15 protein-coding genes are annotated in these 14268 nt (G+C 53.6%); 10 read left to right on the forward strand and 5 right to left on the reverse strand.

All coding sequences use genetic code 11. From position 1 onward, the window contains the following. The first annotated feature begins 342 nt into the window (after nucleotides 1–342). The 5 genes from JO226_RS03795 (at nucleotide 343) to JO226_RS03815 (ending at nucleotide 4562) form a co-directional block, all read left to right on the forward strand. On the forward strand, nucleotides 343–1200 hold the full coding sequence (locus tag JO226_RS03795) for an AraC family transcriptional regulator (RefSeq protein WP_293493487.1): 858 nt from the start codon (nucleotides 343–345) through the stop codon (nucleotides 1198–1200). A gap of 231 nt (nucleotides 1201–1431) precedes the next feature. Next, nucleotides 1432–1779: a DUF3302 domain-containing protein gene (locus JO226_RS03800; protein WP_293493490.1), complete on the forward strand. Its 348-nt coding sequence runs from the start codon at nucleotides 1432–1434 to the stop codon at nucleotides 1777–1779. 2 nt (nucleotides 1780–1781) lie between these two features. Beyond that, nucleotides 1782–2918: an HlyD family secretion protein gene (locus JO226_RS03805; protein ID WP_293493493.1), complete on the forward strand. Its 1137-nt coding sequence runs from the start codon at nucleotides 1782–1784 to the stop codon at nucleotides 2916–2918. Nucleotides 2919–2966: 48 nt separating this feature from the next. Beyond that, nucleotides 2967–3590, forward strand: coding sequence for a LuxR C-terminal-related transcriptional regulator (locus tag JO226_RS03810; RefSeq protein ID WP_293493496.1), 624 nt, complete (start codon nucleotides 2967–2969; stop codon nucleotides 3588–3590). Nucleotides 3591–3623: 33 nt separating this feature from the next. Next, entirely contained in the window at nucleotides 3624–4562 is a 939-nt protein-coding gene (locus tag JO226_RS03815) for a LysR family transcriptional regulator (protein ID WP_293493498.1), read from the forward strand. Between the two features lie 5 nt (nucleotides 4563–4567). Here JO226_RS03815 and JO226_RS03820 read toward each other — a convergent pair whose 3' ends face one another. Continuing rightward, the gene (locus JO226_RS03820; RefSeq protein WP_293493501.1) at nucleotides 4568–4879 is read right to left on the reverse strand and encodes a LysR family transcriptional regulator; all 312 of its coding nucleotides are present in this window, start codon (nucleotides 4877–4879) and stop codon (nucleotides 4568–4570) included. 431 nt (nucleotides 4880–5310) lie between these two features. After that, entirely contained in the window at nucleotides 5311–7170 is a 1860-nt protein-coding gene (gss, locus tag JO226_RS03825) for a bifunctional glutathionylspermidine amidase/synthase (protein WP_293493504.1), read from the reverse strand. Nucleotides 7171–7341: 171 nt separating this feature from the next. Between gss and yghU the strand changes: the two genes are divergently transcribed. Both yghU and JO226_RS03835 read left to right on the forward strand, forming a co-directional pair. Then, complete coding sequence (gene yghU / locus JO226_RS03830) at nucleotides 7342–8208, forward strand: glutathione-dependent disulfide-bond oxidoreductase (protein ID WP_293493507.1); 867 nt, start codon at nucleotides 7342–7344, stop codon at nucleotides 8206–8208. 207 nt (nucleotides 8209–8415) lie between these two features. After that, nucleotides 8416–8748, forward strand: a complete 333-nt coding sequence (locus JO226_RS03835) for a glycine zipper domain-containing protein (protein ID WP_293493510.1) — start codon at nucleotides 8416–8418, stop codon at nucleotides 8746–8748. An 82-nt stretch (nucleotides 8749–8830) separates the two neighbouring features. Here JO226_RS03835 and JO226_RS03840 read toward each other — a convergent pair whose 3' ends face one another. Both JO226_RS03840 and JO226_RS03845 read right to left on the reverse strand, forming a co-directional pair. Then, nucleotides 8831–9292, reverse strand: a complete 462-nt coding sequence (locus tag JO226_RS03840) for a hypothetical protein (protein ID WP_293493513.1) — start codon at nucleotides 9290–9292, stop codon at nucleotides 8831–8833. Between the two features lie 367 nt (nucleotides 9293–9659). Continuing rightward, nucleotides 9660–11282 carry a methyl-accepting chemotaxis protein gene (locus tag JO226_RS03845; RefSeq protein ID WP_293493515.1) on the reverse strand — a complete coding sequence of 541 codons (1623 nt, stop codon included), beginning with the start codon at nucleotides 11280–11282 and terminating at the stop codon, nucleotides 9660–9662. A 248-nt stretch (nucleotides 11283–11530) separates the two neighbouring features. Between JO226_RS03845 and JO226_RS03850 the strand changes: the two genes are divergently transcribed. Then, a complete protein-coding gene (locus tag JO226_RS03850; protein WP_293493518.1) occupies nucleotides 11531–12571 on the forward strand; it encodes an aldo/keto reductase in 1041 nt (346 codons plus the stop codon). Nucleotides 12572–12615: 44 nt separating this feature from the next. Here the strand turns inward: JO226_RS03850 and JO226_RS03855 are convergent, their stop codons facing one another. Beyond that, nucleotides 12616–13119 (reverse strand): ESA_00282 family adhesion-associated protein, encoded by a 504-nt coding sequence (locus JO226_RS03855; RefSeq protein ID WP_367273505.1) that lies wholly within the window; start codon nucleotides 13117–13119, stop codon nucleotides 12616–12618. Between the two features lie 102 nt (nucleotides 13120–13221). Here JO226_RS03855 and JO226_RS03860 point away from each other — a divergent pair, with 102 nt between their 5' ends. Then, nucleotides 13222–13626: a hypothetical protein gene (locus JO226_RS03860; protein WP_293493522.1), complete on the forward strand. Its 405-nt coding sequence runs from the start codon at nucleotides 13222–13224 to the stop codon at nucleotides 13624–13626. A gap of 3 nt (nucleotides 13627–13629) precedes the next feature. Further along, a complete protein-coding gene (locus JO226_RS03865; RefSeq protein ID WP_293493525.1) occupies nucleotides 13630–14049 on the forward strand; it encodes a cytoplasmic protein in 420 nt (139 codons plus the stop codon). The last annotated feature ends 219 nt before the right edge of the window (nucleotides 14050–14268 follow it).

Below are 14268 nucleotides of genomic sequence, written 5' to 3' on the forward strand. Positions count from 1 at the left end.
GCTGGACGCTTTTTTAAAATATGGGGTTACCGCATTCAGCACTTCATTGACCCATTGGGTCAGGTCGCGCCGCGTTTTTAGTGGGTTAGCAAAGGTAATATTATCAGGTTGCACGATATCCTCCCGTCTGACACGAGATTTAATTAAGTTATTGTTATTAAATGATTCTAATCACAGAGCTTACGCTGCGAAAACAAGCGTAGCCGCTTTTATCCTCTGTGCTGAGTGAGCCGCCTCACAAAAATGAACCCCTATTTCAATTTGACTGGATTTTTTATTCCGCCAGGGCCATAAATTGCAAACCGTAGTCTAAAAATTTAATTTTGTTGTCATGGTGGCGAAATGAACGAAGCGCAGTTGCTGGAGCGGATAACCCTGGAACGGCGGGCCATTTCATTTAACCGGCTACACGGTTCGAGCGCCATGTACTACCACTGGCACCAGTATGTTGAGTTTCTTTATATCTCAAAGGGATATGGCATCGTGGTGATGGATAACCAGCACTACACCGCGCGTCCCGGCAGGCTGTTTATCTTTCCGCCGTTTCGCCTGCACAAGGTGCATGTCAGCGACAGCGAATCCAACCACTATCACCGTACCACCATGCATATTGAGCAATCGGTGGTGGAAAGCACGCTGCAACAGTTTCCCCGTTTTCAGACGCAGTTTTCCCGGGTCACGGCGAGCAATGCGCCGGCCCAGGCCTACGATCTCAGCGAACAGTCGGCGTTTATAGAAACTATTCTGGAAAGATTCCATACGCTGGCGGCCGCGGGCCAGTACGCGGCGGATGACGTGGCGTTTCTGGTGATGCAGATGATGGCTTTGCTGCCCGCCGGGGCGCTGGAACTCAAACCGCAGCAGCAAACCGCCTCGGCCCGCATCATGCAGTGGGTGGAAACGCACTATGAGCAGAAGTTTTCACTGGACGCGCTGGCCCAGGATATTGGATTTTCCCGCAGCTATACCTCGCGCATTTTTCGCCAGCAGACCGGCGGCAGCATCCATGAATATCTGCTGACGCGCAGGATAAAACGCAGCTGCGATTTGTTGCGAAGCACCAGTATGAGCATTGACGCCATTGCCGCAGACATCGGCTTTGCCGAAGTAACCTACTTCATCACCTGTTTTAAAAAAATGATGCAACAGACGCCGTTGCAATATCGTAAGCAGGCTAATCAAGGTTCAACAATATTGTAATTATTTTTATTTCCCGCCAAACGAACCGGTATCCGCATTTACGTTTATTTTTATAAAAAATGACAGTGAATATAAGAATCCTGACAAAAATATATCCTCAACAAATAACCAAAGGATTTAATTATAAACACCTGAGTAGAAATTGTTAAATCATTAGACATTACTAAACGTTTAACGCTGCCTTCATTAATATAATAAGGTATCCTTCCGCCATTACTATTGAGGGATCGTATGTTTCTTAATTACTTTGCTCTTGGCGTCTTAATCTTCGTTTTTCTGGTGATTTTTTATGGTGTCATCATTATTCATGACATTCCTTACAATATTGCCAAGAAACGCAACCACCCGCATGCCGACGCCATTCATGTCGCGGGTTGGGTCAGCCTGTTTACCCTGCACGTACTGTGGCCGTTCCTGTGGATCTGGGCCACGCTGTACCGTCCGGATCGCGGATGGGGTATGCAAACCCATCAGCAACAGCAGCCGCAGTATGAAAATCTGCAGTTGCGTATTGCCGAACTTGAACGGCTGATAAAAACACAACAACGTTCTGACAACGATAACTCTCAAGGTAATTAATTGTGGATTTATTAATTATTCTTACTTATGTCGCTTTTGCCTGGCTGGTCTTTAAAATCTTTAAGATTCCTGTCAATAAGTGGAGTATTCCCACGGCAGCGCTCGGCGGCATTTTTTTGGTTGGCGCACTCATTCTGCTGATGAACTATAACCACCCTTACACCTTTCAGGCGCAAAAGGCAGTGGTGTCGGTTCCCATTACCCCACAGGTCACCGGGATCGTCAAAAAAGTGACCGATAAGCCTAATGCGCTGATTAAAAAAGGCGAAGTGCTTTTCGAACTGGACCCCACCCGCTACCAGGCGCGCGTTTCACGACTGGAAGCGGATCTCGTGACCGCGATGCATAACGCAGACTCTCTGCAATCGCAGCTGGACGAAGCCGTCGCCAATACGGCGCGCGTCGTCGCAGAGCGCGATCGCCGGTACAAAGATTATCAACGCTATCTGCAGGGCAGCAAAGCGCAGGTTAACCCGTTTTCCGAAAGCGATATCGACAATGCCCGGCAGAACTATCTGGCCCAGGATGCGCTGGTGAAAGCGTCCGTCGCGTCGCAAGCGCAAATCAAAAGCCAGCTTGACAGCGTTCTGAACGGCGAGCAGTCGCAAGTCGTCAGCCTGCGCGCCCAGCTTGCCGAAGCCAAATACGATGTCGAGCAGACCGTCGTGCGTGCGCCGAGCGATGGCTACGTAAGCCAGGTGCTGATTCGCCCAGGCACCTTCGCGGCCGCGCTGCCGCTGCGCCCGGTGATGGTGTTTATCCCGCAGCAAAAACGGCAGATTGTCGCGCAGTTCCGCCAGAACTCGCTGCTGCGTCTGAAGCCAGGCGACGACGCGGAGATCGTCTTTAACTCGCTGCCAGGCCAGGTCTTTAGCGGCAAGCTCACGGCCATACAGCCGGTTATCCCCGGCGGTTCGTATCAGGCGCAGGGTACGCTGCAGTCATTGACGATAACCCCGGGTACAGACGGCGTGCTCGCGACGATCGAGCTGGATGCTAACGAGAACATCGATGCCCTGCCGGACGGTATCTATGCGCAGGTGGCGGTCTATTCCGACCATTTCTCCCACGTCGCCATCATGCGTAAGGTTTTGCTGCGTATGACCAGCTGGATGCACTACCTCTACCTGGATCACTAAGCGCGTTTTTACTTTCACTGGTAGTTTGTTGTCTCCCGGAGGAGCGCCATGTTGACCATTATTAGCGAGTGCCGGTTTTCTTTACTGGCGTTGAAACATCTGTTTGCAGCATCAAAAACGGAGGTGACGACGTTCGCTGAATGGCTGATGACGCCACAGCGCACCAGCGCACGTCTGCTGGTTGTGGCCTCCCCGGTCAGTTCGCTGCTGGATTTGCTTTCCGTTTTCGAAAGCGCCGCCCAGCGCGGCGTTAAGAGAACCACGCTGCTGGGTACGCCCGAGCAGCACTTCTTTCTTAACCGCTGGGGGGTTTCCCCCCAGCAGTTGCTCTCCCCTTGCCTGGCGCCTGAAACGGTCCATGCCCAGGTTTCAGCGTGGACTGGCCCGGCCTCCAGCCAGCGGCCTTATCGGCAAAACGTCGTGAACCTGACTCCGCGCGAACGCCTGGTGCTGCTGGCCTCCCTGAAAGAGTCAGGCGCTCAGGAAGTCTGCCAACAGACTGAGATGTCGATAAAAACGTTTTACAGTCACCGACATAACGCCTTAAAGAAACTGGGGCTGGGTTCCGTGCGGGATATGCTAGGCGGGCGCTGTAACGCCTTGCCGGCGTCAAAACAGCATGCTAGCGTTTCACTGGATAATCATCTTAAGTCGCAGCTCATCTACACTTGATGTAGAGTCCGTCGTCAACCGCGTACCGACACCATGAAACAGCTAAAAATTAAAGACCTGAAAATTCTCCTGGACGTTATCGAAACGCAGAGTTTCAGCTTGTCGGCGAAGAATGTTGGGCTGACTCAGGCCAGCATCAGCAAAAGCATTGCCGCGGTAGAGAAAACGCTGGGGATTAAAATTATTGACCGGGAGAGTCGTCCGATTGGGTTGACGCCGTTTGGCGAAACGCTGGTGCCCCACATCAAAAAACACATCCATGAAAATGATGAGCTCTTTGAGCTGGTAGAAAACTATAAGAAAGCACCCGCCGGGGAAGTCAATATCTACTCCCCTTCAGGAGTCCAGGCCTATCTTGCTGACAATATTCTCCCCCCGTTGTTGCAGCGTTTCCCGGATCTGAACGTCACCATCACCACCTCCAACCTCAATAAAGCGGATTATTTTAAAGGCATCAGTTTCAATCACTCCTGCGATATACTGATTTCCTTTTCCCCGCCGCATAATCACAACCTGATAGCCAGAAAAGTAAAACGCATCCGGTTGGATCTATTTTCGACACCTGAATTCCATGAGCAGCATCCTTTTACGACGCCAGAGGAACTCTCCCAACACCCGTTCATTCTGTTGAGCGCCATGGCGAACAATGGCTATGAGAATGTGTTTGAATTCACGCAGACCGACACGGCGGATGTCAAGTCGGTCGCGGTGACGGGGAAACTGAAGTTCGACAATATCTACACGGCGATCAACTGTTGCAGAAAAGGGATGGGTTACATGGTCGCTTCCGAACTTCTGCTACGGGATGTCAAAGAAATACAGCCGGTGTTGCCGCCGGAATGGGGGGTTTATATCGACTGTTATGTCATATACCGCAGTAGAAAAAACCTGCCATTCCGCGTGCAAGCGTCATTGGATTATATTATCGAACTCATGACAAATGAGGATAATGTAACACCCGCATGGCGCTAATGCGCTCAGGCTTCGTCCAGTACTCGTACAGGCTCGCTGCCCGTCAGGGTATAGCGGAAGTTAAAAAACGTTTCACCGATCATTTTATCCAACTCAACAGCATATTTTGTCGGTTTCAGACAGCGGCCTTCACGTTCGAAAAGTGGAACCGGGAAGTAAGAACAGAATCGCTTGAGCATAATACTCACCGTCGGTGCAGAGCAATTCATAACAACGCTGGCATTAAATATTGTTTTATAGCTCATCACTGCTGAAAAATAGAGTACAGAATTCAAATCAATATTTTTAAGATATTCAAAATCAGGCTTTTCCAGCATATTTATTTTCTCTTTAATCACTTAACCAGAACGGATATATAACAACATAAAAGATAAGCATTATAAATAGCTAAACACAGGTCACGTAATTCCAGATATCACCCGAAATAAAAAATTTCCACCCACACCAAAAACAAACTGCGAGTAGATATAGTGCATATGATGGCTACACTAAACAATTACACCGATAATAACAAATAATTAAATTATTTAAATTACACAAACAGTTAGATATTTATAAACATTTTCCCCATCAATTGCGCTCAAACAACGCTTCAGGCGTCCTGATTCAGGGGTGCGAGAAAGAGTAGCAAAACCACAAAAAAGATAAACAGTTAAAATATACAAAACAATGAATACTATTATTCCAAAATGACGAGGAATCCCCGGCGGCAGCGCCGCCGGAGTGAGGTGATGAACAAACGCCGGGACTAGCGCTTCTCGACGATCAGCGGCTCAATATCGCTCTCTTTCTTGATAACCAACGAATCATCGCCGCGCAGGCAGGTGCCGCCATAGTTGCCGCCAACGGTAAAGGTGCATACCTGAATGTACTTACCGTCCACCTTCGGCAGGCACCACAGCTGCTGGTAGATGTTCTTGCGGTCAAAAAACTTACCGGAACTTTGGTCAAGCAACTCGTCGTCATGGCTTACCAGATCGATATTGCTGCCGCAGCGTCCGGAGATAGGTTTAACCGCATAGCCGGTTTTCGCCAGCTCCGCATTCACCACGAAGTCGGTATCCAGCAAATAGCGATGGTGCGGAAAAAGCTGCCACAACACCGGGAGAATAGCTTTGTTGCCGGGGATTACCGTCCACAGCGGCTCAAAGACCATCACCTCCGGGCGCAGCAGGACGTCGATAAGGCGCACCGCGTTATGCGGATGCCCGGTGCGAATCGGCACTGCGGCGAACTCGGTCTCGCTGACCTCGCGCACCTGCTCGATAGCGGTTTCCCATGCCCAGGTTTTCCACACGCAGTTCACCGGACGGTTGTCGTCGTCGATAAGCTGCCCGGCGGCATCCCAGTGCAGTTCATCCAGCCCGTAGAGAATTTTGCTGTCAAACCCGGCTTCGGTCAGCGCGCGCTGCATAAAGCGGGCGTGATAGTTCTCCTCCAGATCTTTATCCTGCATGATATGCACGAACGGCCGGGCGGTGCTGTGCTTCCACGCGCCGATAAGCTCGCTCAGCAGATCTTCAGATGGGTTATGCCCTCTTCCCTGGTAGCCGGTTTTAGCCCACTGCTCGAGAATCAGCCCGCCTTCCGTATGGCAGGAGGCGGAATCCGCGTTGTACTCGTAGACCTTGAGCCCGCGCTCGTCCATGCAGAAGTCCATGCGCCCGGTGATCATGTCGTGGCGGCGACGCTGCCAGGAGAGGCGCAGACGCGGCCAGAGGATCTTCGGAATATCGAACAGTGCCAGCAGGTTGTCGTCCTTCATCACCTTGTCAGTGGCGTGCAGGTACATCAGGTGCAGCTCGTTAGTCGCCTTGATAAGCTCCTGCTCGGCGCACTCGCTGATGGTGAAATACTGGCAGGGATCTTTATTGATGAAATGGCCATTAGCCCGCACGTAGGCCGCCTGCAGCGTATCCTGCTCGTTGAGCCAGTCGCCGTCGAACTGACCGTGGTTATCAAGCCGGGCGCCTTCGATAACCATCGCGGCCCCCGGCAGCGCTGGCTGCGGCAGACTGTGTTCGGAATCGTCGGTCTGGATCATCCAGCCGAGGATCGTCGTATCATCGAAGGTATCTTCAATGGTGTAGCGGCCATCGTTCACCACCAGCTTCAGCTCGCGCGTCCACTGCTGCCCTTGTGGCAACGGCGAGTGTATGACGTTTTGCTCGGCAACGCGCACCTTATCGCCCACCAGTTGGGTGATAACCGCGACGTGACCGGTATCGTTAAATTCTCCACCCTTTTGCCAGATAAGCAGCGAGCCCGCCAGCGGCGCACGTTTCGAGCCGTTGGCGAATGCCTGCAACGGCAGCAGGTTGTCATTGACGACCTGGCGCAGAAAACGCAGCGAGAAAATCTCATAAGCCATGCCGACATCGGTAAAGACAAATCCGTAGGTCAGGAACAGAAAGCGACGGGCGAACTCGACGCACTGCCATTTATGGCCCATGTATTCGTTATCAATGTAGCTGCGAAATGAGACGTCGTCGGGGGGATTTCGGGGGTCTAAACTGCCGTAATTCGAGGAATAAATCGCGACACCGCCTGGCGCGTACCCCAATAATGTTCCAAACGGGGCGTCACTACCTGTTGTTCCTTTACTCATCAACCTGACCTTCGCTATGCCAACTGAGTTGCGGCTATGATAGCACCCGGAGCGAAGCGGGGGGATGTTTTTGGCCTTCCCGGCAGTCCGTGAATAAACCCTCATCCGGCTAAACCGTCGTCCCGCCACCTGCTACACTCCCTCAACACCTCACGTAAAAGGCAGGTCCACATGTCAGACAATAACTACCAACCACCGAAAGTCTGGGAATGGAAACAAAACAACGGCGGCGCGTTTGCCAACATCAACCGTCCGGTTTCCGGCCCGACTCATGATAAAACGCTCCCGGTCGGCAGCCATCCGCTACAACTCTATTCACTGGGAACGCCTAACGGCCAGAAAGTCACCATTATGCTGGAGGAGCTGCTGGCGCTCGGCGTAACCGGGGCAGAATATGACGCCTGGCTGATTCGCATTGGAGAAGGCGATCAGTTCTCCAGCGGCTTCGTCGGCGTTAACCCGAACTCGAAAATTCCGGCGCTGAGCGACCATTCAGAAACCCCGCCGCTGCGCGTGTTTGAATCCGGCAACATCCTGCTGTATCTGGCGGAAAAATTCGGCCACTTCCTGCCAAAAGACCGGGCTGGCAGAACCGAAACCCTGAACTGGCTGTTCTGGCTACAAGGCTCCGCGCCGTTCCTCGGCGGCGGTTTCGGCCATTTCTTCAACTATGCGCCGGTCAAAATTGAGTACGCGATCGACCGCTTTACGATGGAAGCCAAACGCCAGCTCGACGTACTGGATAAACAACTCGCGCGCGGCCGCTATGTGGCGGGCGAGGAGTACACCATCGCCGATATGGCTATCTGGCCGTGGTACGGCAACGTCGTGCTGGGCAACGTCTATAACGCCGCAGAGTTTCTGGATGCAGAGCGCTACACCAATGTGCTGCGCTGGGCCCGCGATGTCGGCAACCGCCCGGCGGTCAGACGCGGTCGGATGGTCAACCGCACCTTTGGCGAACCGGCTGAACAGCTGCACGAGCGCCATCACGCCAGCGATTTCGACACCCTGACGGAAGATAAACGCCAGTCGTGATTCTACAACCGGGTGGATTCCCGCCCGGTAATTCCCTTTCATTATCCGCGCCTGGAGATTGTTGCCAACGTCATTGGCGAAATAATGACCTGTGGCATGATTAGCCTAATGGTCGGTCCAGTTCTGCTGGCAGTATCCTGAAGACTGCTTTCGGGTTGGGTTAACGAAGCAGAATATTCACTACAGTAGAGTCACAAAGGACCTGTCATGAAGTTTATTAAAACAACGCTGATTATCAGCACACTGGTTTTCTCCGCCTCTGGTCTGGCGATGGACAAAACGGCCGCAGGCGCGGTCGCAGGTGCGGCCATCGGCGCGGCAACGGGCAAAGACGTGAAATCCACCGTCGGCGGTGCGGTCGTTGGCGCGGGTACGGGCGCGATGTTCAAAAATGGCGACAAAGGTAAAGCGGCGCGTAAAGGCGGCGCTGTTGGTGCGGCTGTCGGCGCCGGTGCCGCTGCGATTACCGGCAACAGCGTGCTGAAAGGCGCGGCCGTCGGCGCTGGTTCCGGCGCGCTGATCGGCGAAGCAACGCACTAAACGATTTCCACTTATCCCATAAACATCCAGGCCGGGTAAGGCGTCACCGCCACCCGGCCCTTCGCGGTGATGTCTGAATGCCTCACCCCAGGATATCGTCAATAAATACCCGTCCCTGCGGGGTGGCTATCCAGCGCGGCGCCGTCAGGATCTGCGCAAAGTAAGCCACCAGATCGCACAACAGCCCTTCCATCGCCCGCGCCATCTCCACCGGGAGGGCATGGCTCATCAACAGCTGCGTCAGCATCTGGCAGTAATGCGCCAGTTGGTCGCTTTCGGCAGCGAACGCCGGGAACTCAGTGGGTAAATCCGTCAACGTCAGACTGGCGACCAGCTCCGGCGGCACCGGTTCATTGAGCGTCGGTTGCAGCAGGGCCAGGCAGGCACCAAGCCGCCCGCACAGCGCCATTTTTTCGGTCGGGTCGTCACATTCCACCAGCGTCTGGGCGAACACCTCGCAGTGCTGCGCCAGCAGGGTAAAATCCGTGGTCGCGCTGAACGGAACGGTAAATAAGGATTGAGCGAAGTTAGGGATAGTCGCCATGGGGCAGCCTCCTGTAATAAGCGATTTATCCGCCACCTGAGAGGCTAATCTCATGGTGGCAGAACCGGACGGAGTTAGCCTTACCGGCATTACAGGAAACCGGCGCGTCTTACGACGCCCCCGCCCGGCCTGCCATTGAGGTGCAGCCGTGCGCACGACATATTACTATGTCGCCTGTAATTTTACCCGAGAGGCTAATCCCGGCGCCTGATTTTGCAGGCGCGGGCAAACGATACTGCGATACCCCGCCGTCCACAAGGGGCATTCCCGGAAGCGGCCTCGCAAAACAGGATGTTTGTGCCTGCAAACCCACCACGCTATACCCCACAGGCGCGTGACTCCCCGTCCAGACGAAAGCCGTCGCTATTTAAAAGGCGACCCACTCCTGGGAAGGTGTGGATTTTTTACCCACGGCAGGCATCACCTTTGTTGCGGCCGCATCGTCTTTCGACAGACGGAATTTCTGCACCGAACGCTGTAGATCGTCAGTCTGCTGTTCCAGCGCGGCGGCGGCCGCTGAGACCTGTTCAACCAGCGAGGCGTTCTGTTGGGTTACGCTGTCCATCTGGGTAATGGCGATACCGACCTGCGAAATGCCCTTGCTCTGCTCGGCAGAGGCGCTGGCGATCTGTTTCATAATGGCCGTCACTTCCTGTACCGCCTGCAGGATGGCATCCATCGTCGTGCCAGTTTCATTGACCAGCGTCGCCCCTTTATCAATGCGCGAAACAGAGTCCGTTATCAGGTTTTCAATTTCTTTCGCCGCGTCGGCGCTGCGGCGGGCCAGATTGCGGACTTCGCCCGCGACCACCGCAAACCCTCGTCCCTGCTCACCTGCACGCGCCGCCTCGACCGCCGCATTCAGCGCCAGAATATTGGTCTGGAACGCAATGCTGTTGATAACGCCGGTGATCTCGGAGATTTTCTTCGAGCTCGCCGAGATACCGGACATAGTGCTCACCACCGAGCTGACCAGAGAGCCGCCCTGGCTTGCGGTTTGCGAGGCGACTTCCGCCAGTGAGCTCGCCTGCTGCGCGTTGCTGGCATTATGGTGCACCGTCGCCGTGAGCTGCTCCATGCTGGCCGCCGTCTCTTCCAGCGCGGACGCCTGCTCTTCAGTCCGCGACGACAGATCGTTGTTGCCCGTAGAGATTTCCGCCGCACCGCGCCAGATATTCTCACTGCCGCGGCGAATATTGCTCACCGCCTCGCGCAGACTGTCCTGCATGGCGTTGAGTAGCGGCACCAGTCGTCCGACGCAATTGCGGCCAATTTCAGCCACCGGCTGGCTAAGATCGCCCTGAGAAATTTGCTGAAAGTGGTGACGCAGCGTGTTCAACGGTTTCACCAGCATGGCGACCAGATAGCGGTCGGTGAAGAGCAGCAGCAATAAACCGATAATCACCGCGGCGATAATTAACGAACGGGTGGTGGTGGTCAGGCCGTCCACCACCACACGGGTATGATCCAGCCGGGTGCTGGCCATGGCGTTGAACTGCTCAGTGCTGGCGCCGAACGCGCGACTAAGCGCAGGCGTCACCGCCGTCGCCTGCTGGCGATACTGCTCAGCGGAGCCCTGCGTCGCCAGCTGCATCTGGGGAACAACGCCCTTCTCGAGCAGCGCCTGCCAGTTAGCCAGCGTTTGCGCCGAGAGGGTGGCGTCCATCGGGCCGGGGGATATTTTTTTCAGCGCTTCAAGCTTACCGCGCATGTTATCGAGCGCTTGCTGCACCGGGGTAAAATCCGGATTCTCCCCGGCCGCTTTGCTTTCCATTGCCCGGCTAAGGCGAGTGACAAAACGGAAATACTGGTCGTTGCCCTGGCTTAGCAGGGTCATCTGCGCCACCAGTTCTCTGTCGACCTCATTCCCCTCAGCGACTTTGGATAACGAAAACACGCTGTAGAGTCCAACACCGGACCACAGCAGGGCGAAAATCCCCAGGATAGTCAGCATGACCATCCGGATGGTGAAGTTACGAAGTAGATACATAGGCTCTCCTGACCGTTGGCAAATAAATGTGATATTCATCACAATTAAAGTGTTATCGGCAGCGCGCCGGGAATTTATAACGATTTGTGATAATTTTCGGCTGAAATCGTTTGTATTTGTTAGGAACTTCACCAAATCGCCGTTTCCCCACCTGAATATTCCACACTGTGATCGCGCTGGCTTCTGGTTTATGCTGGAGACGATAAGATAGAAACGATGTTTCAAAATGATTATATGAAGGAGTGCTCATGTCCTGGTTAGCCAGTCCGGATCGTTATTCCCATATGCAGTATCGTTATTGCGGCAACAGCGGTTTGCAGCTGCCTGCGTTGTCGTTAGGGTTATGGCACAGCTTTGGCCATATCCAGTCGCTTGATTCCCAGCGCGTGCTGTTGCGTAAGGCCTTCGACCTGGGTATCACCCATTTTGATCTCGCCAACAACTACGGTCCGCCGCCGGGAAGCGCCGAGGAGAACCTCGGTCGCCTGCTGCGCGAGGACTTCGCCGCCCTGCGCGATGAGCTCATTATCTCCACCAAAGCGGGCTACGACATGTGGCCAGGGCCGTACGGTTCAGGCGGGTCGCGTAAATATCTGCTGGCAAGCCTCGACCAGAGTCTCAAACGAATGGGGCTGGACTACGTCGATATCTTCTATTCACACCGCGTCGATGAAAACACGCCGATGGAAGAAACGGCCGCTGCGCTGGCGCAGGCCGTACAAAGCGGCAAGGCGCTATATGTGGGTATCTCCTCCTATTCCACTGAACGCACCCAGGCGATGGTCGACCTGCTGCGCGAGTGGAAAATCCCGCTGCTTATCCATCAACCGTCTTATAACCTGCTCAACCGTTGGGTCGATAAAACCGGGCTGCTGGATACGCTTGCCGACAACGGCATCGGCTGCATCGCCTTCACGCCGCTGGCACAGGGGCTGCTTACCGGGAAATACCTCAACGGCATTCCGGAGGGTTCGCGTATGCACGTGGAAGGTAAAAGGGCGCGCGGTCTGACGGAGAACATGCTGAGCGAGAGCAATCTCAACAGCCTGCGTCTGCTGCAGGGGATGGCGGAAAAACGCGGACAGACGATGGCGCAAATGGCGCTGAGCTGGCTTCTGAAAGACAAACGGGTCACGTCGGTGCTGATTGGTGCCAGCCGCCCGGAACAACTGGAAGAGAACGTGAAGGCGCTGGACAACCTGCAGTTCAGCGCAGAAGAGCTAGTGCAGATTGACCAGTACGTCGCGGACGGTCAGCTCAACCTGTGGCAGGCGTCATCGGATAAGTAACCTCACCCGGCCCCTCCTCATGCAAGAGGGGCCGCTCAGTCGGCTCAGATATCTTCCGGTCGCACCTGTGGACGCTGATACTCCGGCCAGACCAGCGCGACCAGCGACGGATAGGCATCCAGGCTGAACTCCTGAAAACACTGCTGCAGGTTCAACACGTCCAGATCGCCGCGCGGCACCTTCTCGCCATTCAGGCAGCGCTTCTTAATATTGTCGTAATATTTGTACACCGCAGAATTGAGATCGCTACAACGCCGCTGGGCATCAAATAAACCCGGCGTGGCGTTTAATTCCGCAATACTCATCCGTTTAATAGACGCATGCAGGAAGTCAATATATTCATGATTAACACGCCAGTACCATACCGGCGTAATCGCATTCATCAATACAGAAAAATGGTCCTCCCCCTCTTCTTTGCTCAGTAACTTAACCGGTGGGGAAACCGCTTCCGTATTGCCAGCGCCTTTTTTAGTGAAACCCGAGATAAAGAAAAGAATAACAGCGGTAAGTAATAGCAACGCTATCACGAAATAGATAATACTGTTCATGGCTTGCTCCATTTTTTTTGATTTTAAAATTCCGCCATGATATTGTCAACGAACTCACTTCTTAAACGCACTTATCCTGTTGAAACTAAAAGGACATCAGGTATGATACCCGAGACGCTCGTCCCGGCTTGCTTCCACATATCCGCAGCGGAGCAGAATGCCGGGAAAGCAGAGAATAACGCCAACTCATCTCAAAGCAAGACCACACTCGAAGATTATGAACCCGAAATTTTGGCGGCTATTAGCCATAATGGCCAGTCACGCAATATGCTGCTCGAAGAACGCGACCGTCATTTAAAAGACCAGCTATTTCGTGTGGTGAAAATTGAGACCTTTGCCCGCGTACTCAATGACTTACAAATCGAGGGTGAAATTGACGCCCAGACATTAAGTCAAATTATTGAAGAAAAAACCGATAAAATTAATGAAGCTGGAAATGAAATTTGGCTTAATTTAATCACACGAGAAAAAACGTCAGCACTCTTCTATGATTTTCAGGCTGAGTAAAAAATGAAAGAGGTTGAGAATAATAATGTTTATTTGACTTTAGACGACAGAAACAGCGATGAAGTCATTCTTAAACATAACCTTGATGCGCTGGCGAACGCCAGAAACGCGGCCATTGAAGAAACCGCCAAAGCGCTGGTGTCTATCCCGGCAGCGCTGGTGCGTATGAAGTGGCAAAACCGCCGCGAGATTTACGCCTGGCAGGTCAAAGAGGAGATCTACGGCGCAGCCCTGATGGAAGTCATCGCGCGCAATCCTCAACTAAAAGAGAAAATACTCGCCCATATCGAGGCCAGCTATCAGCATCTCAGAGCGCGCGAGACCGCCACTCTGCGTCTGACCCGCAAACTTTCCGATGGCGATTTTCACAGCGCCAGCGTCAATATCGTCGCGCGGGATGAAAACGCCGGAAAAGGGATGTAAAAAAGGCCGGCATTTGCCGTAATGCTTGTCAGTTAAGCACAGCGGGTAATTCCGTTCACCTTATGACCAGTCTAATTCTGATACGTCACATCCTGTGAACAGGATAAGGGAGCCACCACGGCCCCCTTATCGATCCCCGTGGCCCCGTTCAGGCGGAGAAGAAGCCGGAGGAAACGGGAGGTCCGGCTGAAAACCGCCGAGGCGTTTGCGACTGGCCGG

Origin of the sequence: Pluralibacter sp. (assembly GCF_019237635.1) — a bacterium.
In the GTDB taxonomy this organism is placed as follows: domain Bacteria; phylum Pseudomonadota; class Gammaproteobacteria; order Enterobacterales; family Enterobacteriaceae; genus Enterobacter_B.

What these genes read in the sequence shown, in the direction of transcription:
- JO226_RS03795 (WP_293493487.1), top strand. Translation starts at nt 343, where the DNA reads ATGAACGAAGCGCAGTTGCTGGAGCGGATAACCCTGGAACGGCGGGCC.
- JO226_RS03800 (WP_293493490.1), top strand. Translation starts at nt 1,432, where the DNA reads ATGTTTCTTAATTACTTTGCTCTTGGCGTCTTAATCTTCGTTTTTCTG.
- JO226_RS03810 (WP_293493496.1), top strand. Translation starts at nt 2,967, where the DNA reads ATGTTGACCATTATTAGCGAGTGCCGGTTTTCTTTACTGGCGTTGAAA.
- JO226_RS03815 (WP_293493498.1), top strand. Translation starts at nt 3,624, where the DNA reads ATGAAACAGCTAAAAATTAAAGACCTGAAAATTCTCCTGGACGTTATC.
- JO226_RS03820 (WP_293493501.1), bottom strand. Translation starts at nt 4,879, where the DNA reads ATGCTGGAAAAGCCTGATTTTGAATATCTTAAAAATATTGATTTGAAT.
- gss (WP_293493504.1), bottom strand. Translation starts at nt 7,170, where the DNA reads ATGAGTAAAGGAACAACAGGTAGTGACGCCCCGTTTGGAACATTATTG.
- yghU (WP_293493507.1), top strand. Translation starts at nt 7,342, where the DNA reads ATGTCAGACAATAACTACCAACCACCGAAAGTCTGGGAATGGAAACAA.
- JO226_RS03835 (WP_293493510.1), top strand. Translation starts at nt 8,416, where the DNA reads ATGAAGTTTATTAAAACAACGCTGATTATCAGCACACTGGTTTTCTCC.
- JO226_RS03840 (WP_293493513.1), bottom strand. Translation starts at nt 9,292, where the DNA reads ATGGCGACTATCCCTAACTTCGCTCAATCCTTATTTACCGTTCCGTTC.
- JO226_RS03845 (WP_293493515.1), bottom strand. Translation starts at nt 11,282, where the DNA reads ATGTATCTACTTCGTAACTTCACCATCCGGATGGTCATGCTGACTATC.
- JO226_RS03850 (WP_293493518.1), top strand. Translation starts at nt 11,531, where the DNA reads ATGTCCTGGTTAGCCAGTCCGGATCGTTATTCCCATATGCAGTATCGT.
- JO226_RS03855 (WP_367273505.1), bottom strand. Translation starts at nt 13,119, where the DNA reads ATGAACAGTATTATCTATTTCGTGATAGCGTTGCTATTACTTACCGCT.
- JO226_RS03860 (WP_293493522.1), top strand. Translation starts at nt 13,222, where the DNA reads ATGATACCCGAGACGCTCGTCCCGGCTTGCTTCCACATATCCGCAGCG.
- JO226_RS03865 (WP_293493525.1), top strand. Translation starts at nt 13,630, where the DNA reads ATGAAAGAGGTTGAGAATAATAATGTTTATTTGACTTTAGACGACAGA.